Here is a 17215-nt window from a genome sequence, read left to right on the forward strand (position 1 = left end):
AACTATTAATATGAAACGTTCATGGTTTTATTTCAAGAATGGTAAAGCATACGGCCCATATACATGGAAAAAGATATTGGAACTTCTCAAAAGTGAGGAGATCAGTGAACATACCAAAGTATGGGCTAATGGATTTTCTGAAAGAGTTTACTTAGCCCATGTTATTAAGAAAAAACACAAGTCGATTAAGCCTCCCCCGTTACCTACTGATACCGATAAATTAACGGATGATTTAGAACGTGAAACTGAGTCTACCCCACCACCTTTACCTATTGATCAAAAAAATGATGTAGTAGATAAAATAAGCTCTTCAAACCCTCCCCACTTGCCATTTGACATAAAATATGAATTTACTGAGAGAGAATCACAATCAAAGAAAGTAACAGTTGGTCCATTACAATCTAAGGAAGATATTATTGCAGCAAACACGATCACAAAAGTCAGTTTTGGTGTTTTCTCTCTACTTCTTATGGCTTCACTTTATTCCTTCTTTATTTATGACCCAATCACAAATGATCCACCTACAGAAAGGTGGCCATCAGTTTTTTCTGAAAAAATAAGCAACAACAATTATGAACCTTATATAGAGATTTTAAATGAGTCTACTCTTAATGATATCTACTATACACAAGGCTTTAAAATTGGCCAAGACCATGGAATAGAGGTTCTTAGTTTTTTGTATCCTGATATATCAAATGATCTGTATATAGCCAAGAGAAATTTCGATTTAAAGTTCGAAGATGCATTTAGAAATATCGATCAAACCTTATCATCAGAATTTCCAAGCTGGCCAACGCAAAAGGAAGAGTTAGTTAAATCTGTCTCTCAAAACCTTAATTTTACTGATTTTTCTAAACAAGAAGCTGAGGAGTTTTTAAAACTTATTCAGAATCGAGGTAACGGGCATGTTCAATCACCAGTTTTAGAAACATTGTTAATGTTTCACCCTAAATACATTAAAGCTCCACAACTTTTATTCAGTGATGAATTTACACAAGAATATAGATCCAATAACTCCCCTAAAGCAAAAGGAGTTGATTTAGCTATTGAATACCCAACTAATTGGGAAGCAGAGGAGGGAAGAAGACCAAATATTGTTCAAAAATTCACAAGTAAAAATGGAGATGGTCTTGTCACAGTAAATATCTTGATAAAGGACCTTCCTGAAGAAATTGCAGCTGAACTCTCAGAAGACGACATTTATTTTCTAAACGATGACGATATTTGGGCTGAAACTTTTAATGGTACTACGAGAATTGATAAGGGTAATGCAATTCTTGCGAAACAACCATCAATTTGGGGGGAGTTTGCTGGGACAACAAAACAAGTAGGTGTAGAATTGGATGTACACGGATTAGCTTTTATGATGATTAAAGATAAAAAAATGATCCAGCTTTTATTCATGGCATCACCAACTAACGATAATAGTAAAGTAGAAGTAAAATCATTATTTAATCACTATGCACCTGTATTTCATATGATGCTTATCAGCTTAGATTTCTATGACCGGTATAATTAGTAATGATTTTTCACTTTTTGAAAAAAAGTGGAATTTGTATTCTACCCTGAAAGTTATTGGTTGAAGGAGTGTAATTTAAACTCTGTCGCATTATTTATTCGGGTTCGGGGTTTCGATTTATCTCCAATGGCAACCGATCACCAAATCTAATTGCCAGCAGCAGGGCAAATAACTACAATGTTTGACAAGATACTCTAATGGATCAGTAGCAAACACTTGTTAAGGTGCAAATTGGTTGCAATTTTTTAATCATTAGATTTGTCATAATTGACTAATGAAAAAACTCTTAGTAATAAATTTTAATTGCTACTTCATAAAAACATCATCCGGGTTGTAGTCTTCACTAAAGAATGCAGACTTACGAATTTTATTGATATTCTTATTTTTCCAAAATCTTTCCATTGCCCGAAGTCTTGTTAAATATAATCTTGCATTTTGCGAAGAATGAATTCTACTCATGTCAATATCTGCATTAGTTAGCAGGCTATAATGTTTGCGAATTATCAACTTTATCAAATCTAACAACTCATTAATTTCTGCCCAGCTTACAGGGAAGTCTCTACTCACTTGATATTTATTCAAATAATAATCTTTATCAGAGTGTGCTATAAGATTATTTCTAAGTTTCTGAATGTTATCTTTTACATCGTCAAATTTTGATAGACTTTTCTTTTGCATTCTTATGAGATTTACGTATTCCTTCTTCTCAACTTTTCTACCATCACCGTCTTCGGGTTTAATTTCGTCGTAGTATCTTGATAACTGATTTAGAAATTGATATAAATTTTGGTGTTCAGTATCCCAGATCAGTTTATAACATTCTAAAACTATAACTCGATAAAAACAGACAGATATCATTCCAAAAAACTGACCTCTAATCCCGGCTTCATCATCTGGATCATTCTCTTCCCATTCTATTAGTAAATTCATCTGATGTAATAATGTCCCCGTATAAAGTACCGAATCTCTCAATTCTTTCAGATGTGCAATGATTTCTTCTCTATCCATTAAAATTTAGGTTTAAAAAATTAATGTCATTAACCGATAAACCGATCACAATATACTGTTGAATGCTTAAGTAATGTTATCTATTGTATTTTGAGATTATCAATGATTATCAGGCATTCGCATACTTTAGTAGTAGATATATTTTCTAATTTTCTATCTCAATTCCATTCAAACCCATAAATTTTCTACTTTTTAGCAATTAGCACTCTTTTCGAGACTAATTTTTAACTTTTTTTTCAAGCCACCAGAAGTTTTCGAACACCGGTCTACGCATTTGATTGCCAATACCATTTATACGATTCCTACCCGATATGTTGACCGTTATTCAACTCGTTACATGTTTCAATAGATAATGGTAGGTACGATCAATTTAGCATCAAACTGACAATTGTCTTTTTGATATTTAAAATCAATTACTCTTAAGTCCTTTTGATTTGAAACTTCATTGGGTTTTCTCCTTTTTTGCAATAACTGTATCCCTCTTCAAGCTTTAAAGGCTTTACCTCTCTTATCAAAGTAAGTAAAGTTACTTTGATAATTTTTTGATACACCCTTTCAAAAAAAGACGGGCAATTTTTTAATTTTTGATAGACTACCCAGGTCGAATATCCCATTGCACAAGCTTTGCGAGGGGTGAAAACACCAATAATTCTACTAAACTTGAGTGAAACACGGTGAATTTTAAATATTTCAGCCGTATATGGTCACATGTAATGCTGCCATGCGAACGCTGTCATCAGTGTACTGGAGTAGAAGCCTTCAAACTCCATTAAAAAATTAACTTTTTGGACACATCTGCTGTAAATAAGCCCCAATTTGATCAATAAGAAGGTTTTTGACAGTTTTAAAAACTTAAAAATTTTAATTATTAATATTTTCAAACCAGAATAACTGCCTTTGTGAACTTCACAAATACTATTTAACCACCCAACATTAATATAAAACCGCTTAATAATTTGAATTTCATTCGGGTTTTGGGACACACAAGGCGACCTTGCCCGCTATATATTCATGTACTGGAATTAAAGCTTATAAAATTTTTCGTTTTTTAACTTTTTGGATTCCTTTTACCCAAAAAGAATTGCCAAGATACTTTGATAGTAGGCATGTTTATCCTTTTTGGATACTTGAAAATTATAATTTTCTACTCGTTTGCCGGGTTGAGAGCACGTGTCATAGTCCACTGAGCAGCAAAACCATTTAAAAATTAACTTTCCCAACGCTTTTAGTTTCACATATACAGATCGATGGGGGACTCTTTTTCTTGACACTTTAATCAATAATTTAAAATACGATGTCACTTTCCTCTGCTGCAGCCGATAATGAACTTTTTCCTGTGTGTTCTCGGTCCAAATACGACTTTGTAACATCGATAATGAAATTTTTTAAGCAGAAAGGCAGGTAAAATAAAAGGACTATTACAAAGCCAGTCCTCCAAATTTCATATTTTTCGTAGGCTCCTTTTGATTCTAATTTTTATCCGAGTGAAGCAAAAATCAACTTTTTAATCAACGGGCCTCCTGACGGTTATGATCATTTAAAAAATCTAAAAATTACCTGTTGTTTGGTAAACTATATTTCTGACCATATAGCAGCACTATTTTATATCTGAAATAAGTTAAAAACCTCAATTTTGAAACACTCCCTCTCAAAAATAGCTTCCGTGATTCTTCAAGCATCCCAATAATATTAAATTTCATTTTCAAAAAATCTTGGCAGATTCTCTCCTTGGTTCAAAAAATTTGATTATCACGGCTTTATGAAGAACTTGATATCAATTGCTTGAAAAATAAAAACCTGTTAATCATTGTAAGTGATGAATGTAAACCTTCCATAGGACATTCAATGGGCCATTGAACGGTAGGAGTATCACAGAATTCGTTGATTTTGAAATTTTCAGAGTCTTAACCAATACTAAACTATTTCAGTCACTTGTAGAGGCAGACATGGGCTATCTACTACCGACACCAAAAGCGTTCAAAAATCATATATTTATAATTTTAAAATATTAGTCAAAAATACATGCTAACGTAAATTATTTAATACACATATTTTACACATGTTCTTTGAATTTCAAATTTTTGGGGGTTTTAACTTAGGGGTATTAGATTTTCTAACCTTTCTAACCTTTTACATAAGTGCTTGTTTTTATTAATAATTTTAGGGTTAGAAATTGGGTTAGAAACATTTTGATTTTCTAACCCATTTCTAACCTTCATAACCCTTTTCTAACCCATTTCTAACCAAAAATCTAACGTTAAATAAAGTAATAAAAACAGTCACTTATAAGGATAAAAGTGGCTTACGTTAGAAGATACTTTGATATTTAGGCAATCGTTTCCCCCATCGGAAAAGGTGGTTAAATAATTTAAGTTTGCTAAAATGTTAGAAAACGGATGATATCAAGTCTATATGATTCATCTCAATGATCTAATGGATGCTGTTAACAAATGTATCCGAGGGCATACATATCGTCTGCCGTTTAGGTGTAATGGGCAGAGACCTTTTGCACCTTTTTTGTAGTAAACCTTTCCATTTTACTTTTGAGTTGCCTGGAAGTCAGATGGGCATCCTTCTCTGTAACTCGTTCAGTAGAGTAGCCTGTCAATTCTGCATATCTCTCAAGATCTTTTACACGACCTATTTGCTTACAGGTGGTAGCTACTCTTGAATCGACCAACGTAACCGCGAATGTGTTAACACCGAAATAATTCCCGTTTACAGGGACCTCTCTTATCTTAATAGATATTGGTTTCATTAGCACACTATTGCTCTGGACAACGGATGGTATTGTAATTGAAAGCAAAATCAGTTTAAAAGGAACATGTAGGTTGGAATATTGCTTTTTAACCTTCAATCTTTTTTGATGTCAAAATCAAAATATCAGAACTGATTTTGATTTGTGTTGCGATTAAAAAACACATAATTGTCGATTTTCAACAATTTGTAATCTCGTTGAAGTCCAATTCTTTTTAATCCATACGCAGATAAAGCTTAACCGTAAGTAGCCTTGGCCGCCACATTGAACTGTGGAACTCGGAATTTAAATTCCGAAGGCTTCAACGTTCTTCATCCAGCTCAATGAATTGACTGCTTCTACTGTGTTTCAGCAAACAAACCTACTCTGACGGCTCATAACCGCACTTTCTGACAAACTCAAAAAAGCAGATTTCAAATTTCGCTTCTAAGCGGCTCAAATTTCTTTTTAAAGGTGTTGGCTTCTTGAATTTTGGCAGTTAACAGTACATTTGTCAAAATGTCTCTTTTGATTGGTTATAGAGTTGTAGATCGAGCTGGTGATGCCGTTGCCATATTACCAAATCAGGTTGCAAGCTATTTTACCGAATCACCGACTGGGCGGTCTACTGGTCGTTTTTGCCTACCATTGGCCATCTTGAATTTTCTTGGGGTACACGTTTGGGGTACCTATTTGTCCTATATATGGTCTTTAAAGCCTTTAAACGTACAAATACGTTTGACTACGAATCAGGCGGTTACAAGTTCGAATCTTGTCGGGTGTACTTCTCAAAAACCCGTTTAATTCATTTTAAACGGGTTTATTTGTATCTAAATGCATTTCTGAGCTAGTCATATCAGTTAACAGAATTCCCGTAATACCCTCTTTTTACTGGAATGGTAGTACATTTGGTGGTACATTATACTACCAAACAATAAGTATGTACTACCAAATTCTATCATTATGGCAAGTTTAAAGAAGAGAGGTAAGAACTATTCAATTGTATTTAAGAAGCATATTGACGGTAAACCGATTACGAAAACATATGCTATTGGAACCAAATACAAAAAGATTGCAGAACAAAAAAAGGTTCATTATGAAAAGTTGTATGACTCAGGGAAGATTAATCCTTTTGATCCAGAATGGAATTTAAAAGATTATGAAGAAGAACAAATCCAGGAGTCAAGCCCATCGGAGTATTCAGTAATATTAGATAGGCTTATTGACGATTTTTTAGATAGTAAAACTGGTGTGACTCAAAAAACGAAGGATACTTATGAAGAAATTCTGAAAAGGTTTTCTCGTGAAGTTGGTAAAACAATGCCAATCCAAAGAGTAAATAGTGATGATGTAGCAAACTTTTGTTTGCGCAAAGATCTTGCGAATGCTTCAAAGAAAAATTATCACAGGCATCTTAAAGCTTTTTTTAATTGGTTAGTAGAAAAAGGGATTATTGAGAAAAATCCTTGTAAAGACGTAAGCCTCCCAAAAGTAAAGGACAATCTTTCTGAAAAAATTATTGAAGAGAGGCATCTCGATTTGATTTTTGAATCTTATAGAAAGGTTCATGCTAAAAAGAGAAAGAATGGAGATTTGAATACCTCTATGTCAAAAAAGAATTGGTTTAGGCCTTTAGTGATGACCGGATTTTACACTGGAATGCGCAGAAAAGAGTTAATTCAACTGAAATGGGCAAATGTTCATTTAAATGATCGGATGATTCGGATCACCGATACAAAGAGTGGTAAGGAAAGAACAGTACCCATATTTGATCCACTGTATAAAATCTTGAAGGCCTGGTATAGATTGAATGGGAGACCAAGCTCAGGTCTAGTTTTTCCGCATCCTAATTCTACTTCAAAGCATGAATTTGCTCTTACAGGTGACCATATCTATAGGGTTTTTAAGAGATTCGTGAAAAAAGCGGGACTTAAAAAGACAATTAATATTCACAGTTTACGGCATTCGTGCGCTACATTTTTGTTCAGGAATGATTTTGACAGCCTTGAAATAAAGAAACTATTAGGGCATAGCAGTTTGGAAGTAACAAATCGGTATGTACAGTTAGTTACAACTGACTTACTTAATAAAGCAGAAAAAACCGGCTTAATCACGGAGATGAAATGACTGAGATTATAAATGTAGCTGACTATGAAGATACTGCTTTTAAAGAGATACGATTAAAAACTTTAATGAATGAATTAGTACGAGAGAAGCAGTTCTTTGATACAAATGATGAAAGAGCCAGAGCCTTGAAACCGGGAAGATTAGCAAAAGAATACCTTAAATATACTGGTCAATATCTACGACAATTCGAACTATGCCTGAAAACCTTTGATGGTAAAACGACTGAGGAATTTACCGATGAAAATAGAACAGCGATAATAAAGCTATACGAAGACCATGTAATTGAAATAGGTAAGGATCTAAAAAGTTTTGCATCAGATAGTATCAATACGAACAAACTAATCATCCTTGATTTTACAGAGGTAGAGAAGAAAATAGATTCTTCAAACCGGGACGAGTATGGCTTTTTTCTTTGGTACGGTTTTGATGTGTTAGACAAAAGTGAAGAATTATATAGTAGTGATAATGAGATTTGCCAAAAGATGAGAATATACAACTGCTCAGATACATCAATTAATAGGTTGGAAGGTAAACTAAGAGATATTGGTAAGTTTGCTTGTATATATGAAGCCATTAATTTTGTACAAAATCATATCAATTTGAATGGTAAATATCGATTCAGAAAACTGGTAAGCAATCTGGATGAATTATTTAACGATTTTTTAGTTGATAAATCTAAGAATGAAATAAATTCTAAGAAGGCAGAAGAAGAGATAAATGAATTGGTTAAAGAGGCTTTTAAAAAATACGAGGTTTTAGATAACCCAAAATATTTAATAGATAAAAACGCATATAAATCAGCCCTCAGAAGTAAATTTGAGAGTAAGCTTGAGAGAAAAAAGAAAAAATCTTCTGAAAATGAGTAAAACAGTTAACAAGTAATATCCGCCTGTATATTAAATAAACCGCAAATAGATCCTCCAATATTATCTGTTTTAAAAAAACCCTCATTTAAGAGGGTGAATTTAAAACACTGATTTGATTTGGACTATGAAATGTAACCCCATAGTCCATTTATTTAATCAATTCTTGAAATCAAATCAGATAATTATGTCAGATATAAACAAAAAAACTACAGACCATTCAGACTCTAACTCAGAAGAATCTGATAAAATCTCATCTATAGAAAAGAAGCTTGATATTGTTATTAGTGCGCTTGAGGCAAAGCCGAAACGTACTAAATATCTTACTGCGCAAATGATCGAAAAAGAGTTCGGTATTGATCAGCGAACCATTCTAAACCGTAGCAATCTCCCTCCTTCCGATAAGCGATATATCCCCAGCCTAAAGATGAATGGCCGCAGAAAGTATTTCGAACGGAAAGTGATTAATAGACTTCTGAATCCAGCGAAATAGTTGCAGAAACCAGTGCGGAAAATCTCTGATTTAGCCCTGAAAAATTTGTTAATAACCGAATGAAGGATAAAAGAACTTCAACTCTCAAGACTATACAGTGACAATGGACACTAAAAGAGAATTAAGTACCTCCGATAACCATCATAAAGTTGATCTGAGGGAAGCCATCGATTATCTGCCACAAAACACAGGCAAAGAAGTCATTTGTAAGGCACTGAAAATCGTTTATGCGGAGGATGGGCGCGAGATCGCGCTACAATGGCTTCAGGAAACCAAGAATACGATCCCGATAGATTTTAAGACATATTGGGAAGATATCCGGATTACATCTTTCCAAACGCAGAATCCTAATCAATATCTTAAAAAGAATATCTATGATCCTGCGAAGAAAACGGGCTGGGTTCCCAAACGGTTACGTCATGGAAAGCAAACCAAGAAACCGCCATTAAAGCGCAAACAGAAGCAACTGGCCGCGGAAATCTCCTCTGAAAAAACCCTTGACGAAAAGTTGACCCAATCCAGGGAGCGTAATCTTCCGGAAGAGGAGCGATCCTATGTCCCTGCCGGAATTCTCAACATGTTTGGCGCTTGTTATGCACACCCGTTTATGAAAAAAGACGATAAACCAGAAGGTGATGCGGAATACAAGCAGATGTTGCGCAAGCATAAGATAGTGGACTGTGAGGTGCGCATACTTGAAGCAGTAGAACACATTCGCGAAAAACAAGGGCGCGAGCCGGATGAAATGGAAGTTCGGTATATGTTGGAGTTAAACAACCGCAAAGATAAATGCGTAAAAACAATCGCTTCACATGAAGAACTGACGACAAAGACACGATTCTCTAATTTTCTGGTGAAGCACGGCTTTGTGAAATTTCTTAGTCAGACAAATGACTTTGATCGATTCCATGAATTTCTGATCAATACTCAAACTTATCCAACTGTGCGGAAACCGAATAGTTGGGGCGAGATCCGGCCGGGTATCTTTCTATTTGAAAACGGATTGTTTAATACTCATCGCAACGAATTTATTGAAGCTGATGAGGATGGACGAATTCCCTTTGGAAGTAACTTCCTGGTTTGTACGGAGGGCAGCGAACAGGTACGAGCGCCGCGGCTTGAAGCAATTACTGGCGATTCCTCGCGCTTTCTTGCGGATAAATTCAGGCTATGGGAGAGTTTTAATGGGTCCGTAAATGTTCGAATAACTCTTGGGTATGCTGTCGCATGTGTATTTAGCCGCGAAATCACTGAAAAGGGATTGGGATTTCCGTTTCTGTTTAAATTTGGGCAACGTGGCACGGGGAAAAGCTCCAGTATGGATTGGTTTATGGCGCTATTTGGCTATCCAAATGGAAACCGGCAATCTGTTTCTAAGCAAAATACTATTAAAGGAGTCATTCGACGAATGACACTACCGCGGTCTTTTCCATTCTTTTTGGATGATTTTCGCAATTCCGATACCAATCCCAATGCTCCCGATCTTACAAGTTCGTTTTTAAACTGGTATGAGCGCATTGGAACCGGTATGGCCGCAAAAACCACAGATTACACAACCATCGATACACCCATGAAAGCCTGCATTGTGATGACTGGCAATGATAAGCCAACCGATCCTGCGGCTGTAAGTCGAATGATTATTCTCAACTACAACCGGTTTTTGAAACGGGAACAATTAGGACAAGTCTCTGAGATTACGCGGAATTTGCGGAAGTTTTCGCAGTTCTTGCGGTTATTGCTGGAAAACTACTCCCTGGTAAGGCACAACTTTTTCGAAGCACTTGCGGAGAATCAGGACTATTTAGCAGGAAAAAACTTTGAAGGCCGTACGGTTAATAATTGGGCCATCGTTCTTGCAGGATTGCAATGCATTGAGCACTTCATCCCGCATCTTTCACACTGGTTTACGGAATTTGAAGAGTTTAAGAGCAAAATCTGTGAGGTAATTCGACGTGAGGAATCCCAGCAAAAGTCACATAATCCCCTTCATGAATTTCTCTCAAACCTTGAATATTTCGCGACTCAGAAGCAGGATCCCGCAACAGGGGCCTATTCTCCGCGATTTTGCCTGGATCACCGGCATTTTCGATATCGACACGATATTGAGATTCGAACCAGTGATGGATCGATTTACTATGGTGATGCGTTGGCGATCCATTTAAACAAAACTTGGAGTGTTCTGCAAGATCTCCGCGCATCCACTACGCAACAGAATACCTATCCGTCCATTCAGGCAACCCTTGAAAACAGTTCCTACTTCCTGGAGAAAAGTGTACAGGTTCCGCTCACAAAATCTATAGAGGTGCAAGAAGAGAGTAATCTACGATGTTACTTACTTAATATTGAAGAGCTGGAAAAGGCCGGCCTGGTCGATGAACTCATCGAAAAAGCGCAAGAGTACGAACAGAACCGCGGAAAACACAATTATTAAGGAGACAAGCCATGAGTAAAACAAGAACCGCTGACCAGCTAAAGCCCGGAGATCTTCTAACCAAAATGGAGTGTTGTGCTCTTTTTTGCGAAAAACTGCGCATAAGCCGCGATACGTATTATAAATACGTGCGGCCCAAACTTAAATTCAAGAACGTTATGGAGAGTTTGACGAGCTATGGAAAGAAATCCCCCGGGATTGAGAGAATCCCGTATACCATTGCTGTTGGCATCATTAATAAGCTCATGGATAATAAACAGCCGGATGATCCACCCGGTTATGATTTGAAGGAGTATATGAAACGTTTGTAAAGATGTTCAACAAAATCAATCAATATGCTCAAAAATGAGAAATATGCGGAGTATTGAGTCTGAACCGTAAAAGTAACCTGTCAATCTACCTGTAGACATACTCTACTCAAAATCAAACCTGTTCATACGTACATACGTCTTCTCTAAATGTTGCGGAATGTGCGGATTTAAGCCATTGAGTGCGGAATTATCCTTGACTAAATAGATAATTCGAAGTAGTCTCACATCCAAGGTTTTACGCGTATAGAAGGCTTAAAGCGCAAAAATGACTATTGCAAAGAACTGACCAAGAGTTGCTGGTTGGATATTTTGATTCTAAGAGCCTATCTCTTTCAGTTACGCAAAAACAAGAGCTCAATTTGTGTCCAAAATCGCGGATTGTAGGCTATATTCCGCATAATGCAGTCTATCCATTATACAAACCAATCATCGGTTGAAGTCGTGTCAGATACATAATTTGCAGTTAGTTTTGCTTACTTCCTCGTCTGATTTAGATTGGGACGGCTCAATTTCCATTCAAATTCAGGGGATAGATCAATTTTTGGGCAATTAGCAATGCTCTGTGCAATATTTGAAGAAAATGATTGCATTGGGTTTCATATGAATTCTGAATATTTGCTAATCACTTCAGAATCTTTCTGTTTCTTTCAGTGAGTTTCTGAGAGGTATTTATAGGAAATAAAGGGAATACACCTATTTCTACAAGTAGGGAAATAAAAAAATGAGATAACATTTAGAATTCGACTGCTAACTGCTAAGAATATCAATAAATGGCGGAGTATAGGGAATGAGTGCGATTTTGTGAAAGAAAGTCTCTTGCTAAAGACTGCTAAGAGGTGCTAAAAGATGCTAAAACGTATAGCAGTGTATAGCAGGGGTATAGCATCTATAAAAAATAAAAAGTGTGTTCACAGTCAAAGAGATGTAGATTTTGCGGGGTTTTAGCACGGTTAGCAGGTTAGCAGCAGTGTCTTCCTACATTTTTTGGATGACATAACCTGTCACTCTTACTTATTATATTCCTTGAAGTAAAACTTCAATACATCTTAGTGAGATGCATACATTTCTTACAAAATCTAAATTCACTCACTGTTTAGAATGCCCGACCAAGTTATACTACAAAAACCATGAAGATGAGTACGTCACCTCGCAAGATGACAATGATTTTCTGCAAGCTCTTGCCGACGGCGGAATACAGGTAGGGGAACTGGCTAAACTGTACTATCCCGGCGGGACCGAAATAGAATACTCGAGGGATAAGTCTATTTCACTGGATCAAACAACAGAATTGCTAAAACTCGATGAGATAATTATTTACGAAGCAGCTATTCGATATGGGTTAACCTACGCTTTAGTTGATATCTTAGTAAAAAAGGGGGACCGGATTGACTTGATTGAAGTGAAGTCCAAATCGTGGGATGAAGAAAAAGGGTTTTACAAGCGAAATGGAGATATCTATCCGGATTGGCATAAATATCTCTACGATGTAGCTTTTCAAACATGGGTGATGCAAAAAGCCTATCCTGATTACAATATTTGTCCTCATCTTATGCTGATTGATAAGGGTGTTCCGACGAGTGTGGAAGGGCTGCATCAATACTTTAAGATCATAGAGAATGAAGAGGGCCGTAGTGAAGTCAGGCTGACCGAAAACCGATCGGATATCCAACTTGGTGATCCGATCATGACAACCATTGACGTCTCGGATGAGGTGGCACTTATTTTTAATGACGAGGCCAGGAAACCAGAAAGCGAGCTGGAAGCCAGAGGGTTTGATGGATGGATAGACGGACTGTGTGAGTTGATCAGTAGGGATGAAAAGTACCCGGTTAGTATTGGAGCGAAATGCCGAAACTGCGAACACCGGGTGAACACTGATAAACTGAACGGAAAGAAAGCCGGGTTTAACGAGTGCTGGAAAGAAGCGCTGAACTGGAGCGACAAAGAACTGGCCAAACCTCATGTCTTTGACGTGTGGTACGCCAATTCCAAGAAATATATGGATGATGAAATCTATCTGATGGAGGAGATTTCTCCGGAATATATTGGGACAGATGAGAAAACGCTCTATAAACAGCCCATTTGGAATGATGGACGCAAACAACGGCAACTGGCACAGGTCATGAAAATGACGGGTCGCCATGATGATAGTGAAGTCATTCTGCCCGGCCTCTTCCACGAAATGGATAGTTGGACCTACCCGCTTCACTTTATCGACTTTGAGGGAATTTCTCCGGCCATTCCTTTTCATAAGGGATGTTATCCATACAAAAAGATTCCCTTTCAGTTTTCCATGCATAACGTATATAGAGATGGGAGAGTAGAACATGCCGCCGAGTGGGTGGACAAACGTAAGGGAGTTTATCCAGGGTTCGATTTTGTGCGAGAACTAAAAAAGGTTCTGGAGCAGGATGAAGGCAGCGTGTTTATGTATTATCATTATGAAAAGACCACTTTGAATGATGTGAAAAGCCGTTTGTTGGAATCGGAAGAGCCAGACAAAGAAGAATTGATTACATGGATCGATACGTTGGTATTCGAAGGAGCACCGCGTTATTTAATAGACCAACAGAGATTAGTTGTAAAATATTACTATTCGGTGCACATGGGCGGTTCCAACAGCATTAAAGATGTATTACCGGCAGTCCTGAATGAAAGTGAAGCGCTCAAGCAGATTTACACAAAGCCGTACTCAGGGCTGAGCCTGAAGAACAAGGTGCTGTATGAAACCGATGAAAACGGAATGGCAATCAATCCCTATAAACTGCTCGATCCGGTAGGTTATGGCATTCCGGATGAATCCGAGGATGTGGAAATTGAACTGGAATCCGGCGATCGAATTACCGAAGGCGGAACGGCTATGATGGTCTGGGCACGCATGCAGTTTGATGATGTGTCGGATGAAGAGCGCGAAGATGTGTTTGAAGCCTTATTAAGATATTGTGAGTTGGATACCTTGGCTATGGTGATGATTTATCAGCACTGGGATTCGTTAAATAATGAAACTCGATTGACTGATAAAGAGCGCCTGATAAATTACTGTATAGAAAATGATAGAGTTTGTCCGATGCCTAAAAAATGGAATGAACTTTTTAAAGTATTACCAAATAAAAAAAGAGAGGGTTTAAAAAATATCCCCTCCATGCCTCTTATTTTGGCTGCATGGCATAATTCCTCAAACCTCGAAAAAACAGAACGATTAAAAGAGCATATTGAATGGGCAGATAGACACGGAAAATTGGAAACGGTAGCTAAGTTTATATTTTCAATAAAAGAAGATGAGTGGTATTGCTCAGATAGTTAAGAAAAAAATAACAGCGACATGAATTTTATACTTCGATACAAATTTTCTCTTTTGCTAATTATAGGGGTAACAGGTGCATTTTTTTTGATTGGTACAAATGGTGTATCTGATAAATATTTCTTTAGTATTATAGGTACATTAATAACACTATATATCGGGTTGACACAATATCAATTAAATAACGATAAAATATTTAAAGAGTTATTTAACAATTTCAACCAAAGGTACGACGAAGAATTTAATGATCTAATCAACGAGCTCTCTAGCAATGGTGATAAAAGAGTGTTAAATCGAAAAGAAAAAACACTTATTATTGACTACTTAAATTTGTGTGCTGAAGAGTATTTGTGGTATAAAAAGAGCCGGATTCCTAAAGATGTTTGGACAGCTTGGAAAAATGGTATTGAATCCAATCTAGAAATTGAAGAAGTAAGAGAAGTTGTAAGCCATGAGTTGATAAAGTTTAAAGACTCGTATTATGGCCTTTTTGATGAAATCAATTTTAAATCCGATAGATAAAACTCTATTATTTTGGTGTATAAAATTATTTTAAGTAGGTTTAAAAAACAACAAGTAGTAGAAGCTGATTCATTACGTTTGTTAATGTTAAATGTCTACTAAGAAATATGTTAGTAGAGTCGTTTCATTACTGAAATGCAAGAGAAATCTTGCGCCAGTATGCATTCCAACTCTGGAATAGCGCTGCGTATCAGTGTGATTAACGATGTAGCCATAGTGATTAATTTCATTATGTATAAAGTTACATAAATAATTCCTATAAAGAGGGGCGGTACTCTGCGAGAGTATCGTGTTAGCATGTATGAATCAATGCCTAGGCATTAAAAGCGAGCCCCGATACTACTTGTTGTTTTTATTATGGAAAATAAGCCCTACAGAAGTGATAAAGATTGGTTTAAACCAAAGTTTTACCAGCATATTGGCTTACCCTTAACACAGAAAGATAGAGATTGGGTAGAAAAATATGTACAAAATCCTAAAAATATAGCAGCTCACTCTTTTCTACCATTCATATACAGAAAGATTGAGAAGAAAAAGTTTAGAAGAGATATACATTCGGATGGAACTCGATCATATAAGAGAGTGAAGAGTTCGAAAACGAGGCATATATATTATGCGAGTCACCTAGACTCTCAAATATACAGTTACTATTCGGAGCTTTTAAGAAAACCTTATGAATCTAAACTGCAAGAATTAGGAATTGGTGACTGTGTTACTGCTTACAGAAGGATACCGGTCAAAGAAGAGAAAAGAAATAAATGTAATATAGATTTTGCACGAGAAGCATTTGAGTTCATTAGAGAATGGGATGAAAGTGAAGTAGATGTAATTACTCTAGACATTAAAAGTTTTTTTGACTCTTTAGATCATAGCATCTTAAAAAAAAGGTGGTATAATCTGATTGGTTCTAAAAAGAACCTAAGAGCGGATCACTATAATATTTTTAAAAATCTTACAAGATACTCATTTATTAACGAGAATCAGCTTTTTAAAGAATTCTGTGATGATATCATTGTACGAATGGCTGATGGTTCACTGAAAAGGAAGAGAATAAATAGGTCAAGATATTTAAACGAAAAGAATGCCATTGCTTACTGTTATAAGAAAGAATTTCAAGACAGGGTTAAAAATAAAGGATTGATTAACGAATCAACTCTAGAACAGGGCTCAAAGACAGGAAGAAAAATTCCTGGAAAGATCCGAACAAAAGGTATTCCACAAGGAACACCCTTAAGTGCAATGTTGGCGAATATATATATGATAAATTTCGACCATTCTATGTATCAGGAGGTAAAAAAAATGGGAGGTGTCTATCGAAGATATTCGGATGATATGATAATCATTTGTAGCCCTGTAGATTCTAAGAAACTTGAAGAAGGTGCGATTGAACTTATAGAACGATCTAAGCTGAAAATACAACCTAAAAAAACTAGAAAGTTTAGGTTCAAAAAAAGTGAAACTGGTTTTAATTGTTCTGAATGGATGCCAGAGTCAAAGATTTGGTATCCCAATACAAATTTGGAATATTTAGGTTTTGAATTTGATGGCAAAAGAGCTTTAATCAAATCATCAAGTATTTCTAAGTTTTACAGAAATATGAAAAGATCTGTTCGAAGAAGTGCATTTTTTGCAAAGTATGGGAAAAGCAAAGACGACAATATTTATAAAAGAAGATTATTTAAAAGGTATTCCCATTTAGGAGCGGGTCGAAGAAAAATTTATAAGAGGGATAAAAATGATAATACTAAATGGTTTATCAGCTATAAATATGACTGGGGTAATTTTATAACTTATGTTCGTCTTGCTGAAAATGCTTTCAATAGTTCTGATATCAGAGGACAATTAAAGAATCATTGGAAGAAGTTAAATAATGAGATTGATAAGCATGAGTGAAGGTAACTAA

Annotated in this window: 11 protein-coding genes; 9 read left to right on the top strand and 2 right to left on the bottom strand. The window is 36.1% G+C overall.

Features of this window, described 5'->3' with window-relative positions; genetic code table 11:
• Positions 1-10 precede the first annotated feature (10 nt).
• Positions 11-1519 carry a DUF4339 domain-containing protein gene (locus tag L6773_RS04315; protein ID WP_237852623.1) on the top strand — a complete coding sequence of 503 codons (1509 nt, stop codon included), beginning with the start codon at positions 11-13 and terminating at the stop codon, positions 1517-1519.
• Between the two features lie 306 nt (positions 1520-1825).
• Here L6773_RS04315 and L6773_RS04320 read toward each other — a convergent pair whose 3' ends face one another.
• Positions 1826-2527, bottom strand: coding sequence for an AbiU2 domain-containing protein (locus L6773_RS04320; RefSeq protein ID WP_237852624.1), 702 nt, complete (start codon positions 2525-2527; stop codon positions 1826-1828).
• 2482 nt (positions 2528-5009) lie between these two features.
• Complete coding sequence (locus L6773_RS04325; RefSeq protein ID WP_237852625.1) at positions 5010-5285, bottom strand: hypothetical protein; 276 nt, start codon at positions 5283-5285, stop codon at positions 5010-5012.
• A gap of 942 nt (positions 5286-6227) precedes the next feature.
• Between L6773_RS04325 and L6773_RS04330 the strand changes: the two genes are divergently transcribed.
• From L6773_RS04330 to L6773_RS04365, 8 genes are all read left to right on the top strand, one after another.
• Positions 6228-7391 (top strand): tyrosine-type recombinase/integrase, encoded by a 1164-nt coding sequence (locus L6773_RS04330; protein WP_237852626.1) that lies wholly within the window; start codon positions 6228-6230, stop codon positions 7389-7391.
• On the top strand, positions 7388-8257 hold the full coding sequence (locus L6773_RS04335; RefSeq protein WP_237852627.1) for a hypothetical protein: 870 nt from the start codon (positions 7388-7390) through the stop codon (positions 8255-8257). The genes L6773_RS04330 and L6773_RS04335 overlap by 4 nt, the downstream gene beginning before the upstream one ends.
• 184 nt (positions 8258-8441) lie before the next feature.
• Positions 8442-8747 (top strand): hypothetical protein, encoded by a 306-nt coding sequence (locus L6773_RS04340; protein ID WP_237852628.1) that lies wholly within the window; start codon positions 8442-8444, stop codon positions 8745-8747.
• Positions 8748-8850: 103 nt separating this feature from the next.
• Positions 8851-11178 carry a hypothetical protein gene (locus tag L6773_RS04345; RefSeq protein WP_237852629.1) on the top strand — a complete coding sequence of 776 codons (2328 nt, stop codon included), beginning with the start codon at positions 8851-8853 and terminating at the stop codon, positions 11176-11178.
• An 11-nt stretch (positions 11179-11189) separates the two neighbouring features.
• A complete protein-coding gene (locus L6773_RS04350; protein WP_237852630.1) occupies positions 11190-11489 on the top strand; it encodes a hypothetical protein in 300 nt (99 codons plus the stop codon).
• Positions 11490-12543: 1054 nt separating this feature from the next.
• The gene (locus tag L6773_RS04355) at positions 12544-14793 is read left to right on the top strand and encodes a DUF2779 domain-containing protein (protein WP_237852631.1); all 2250 of its coding nucleotides are present in this window, start codon (positions 12544-12546) and stop codon (positions 14791-14793) included.
• An 18-nt stretch (positions 14794-14811) separates the two neighbouring features.
• Positions 14812-15312, top strand: a complete 501-nt coding sequence (locus L6773_RS04360) for a hypothetical protein (protein ID WP_237852632.1) — start codon at positions 14812-14814, stop codon at positions 15310-15312.
• 357 nt (positions 15313-15669) lie between these two features.
• Positions 15670-17205, top strand: a complete 1536-nt coding sequence (locus tag L6773_RS04365) for a reverse transcriptase domain-containing protein (protein WP_237852633.1) — start codon at positions 15670-15672, stop codon at positions 17203-17205.
• Positions 17206-17215 lie beyond the last annotated feature (10 nt).

The sequence above is a fragment of the Rhodohalobacter sulfatireducens genome (assembly GCF_022012475.1).
Taxonomy (GTDB): domain Bacteria; phylum Bacteroidota; class Rhodothermia; order Balneolales; family Balneolaceae; genus Rhodohalobacter; species Rhodohalobacter sulfatireducens.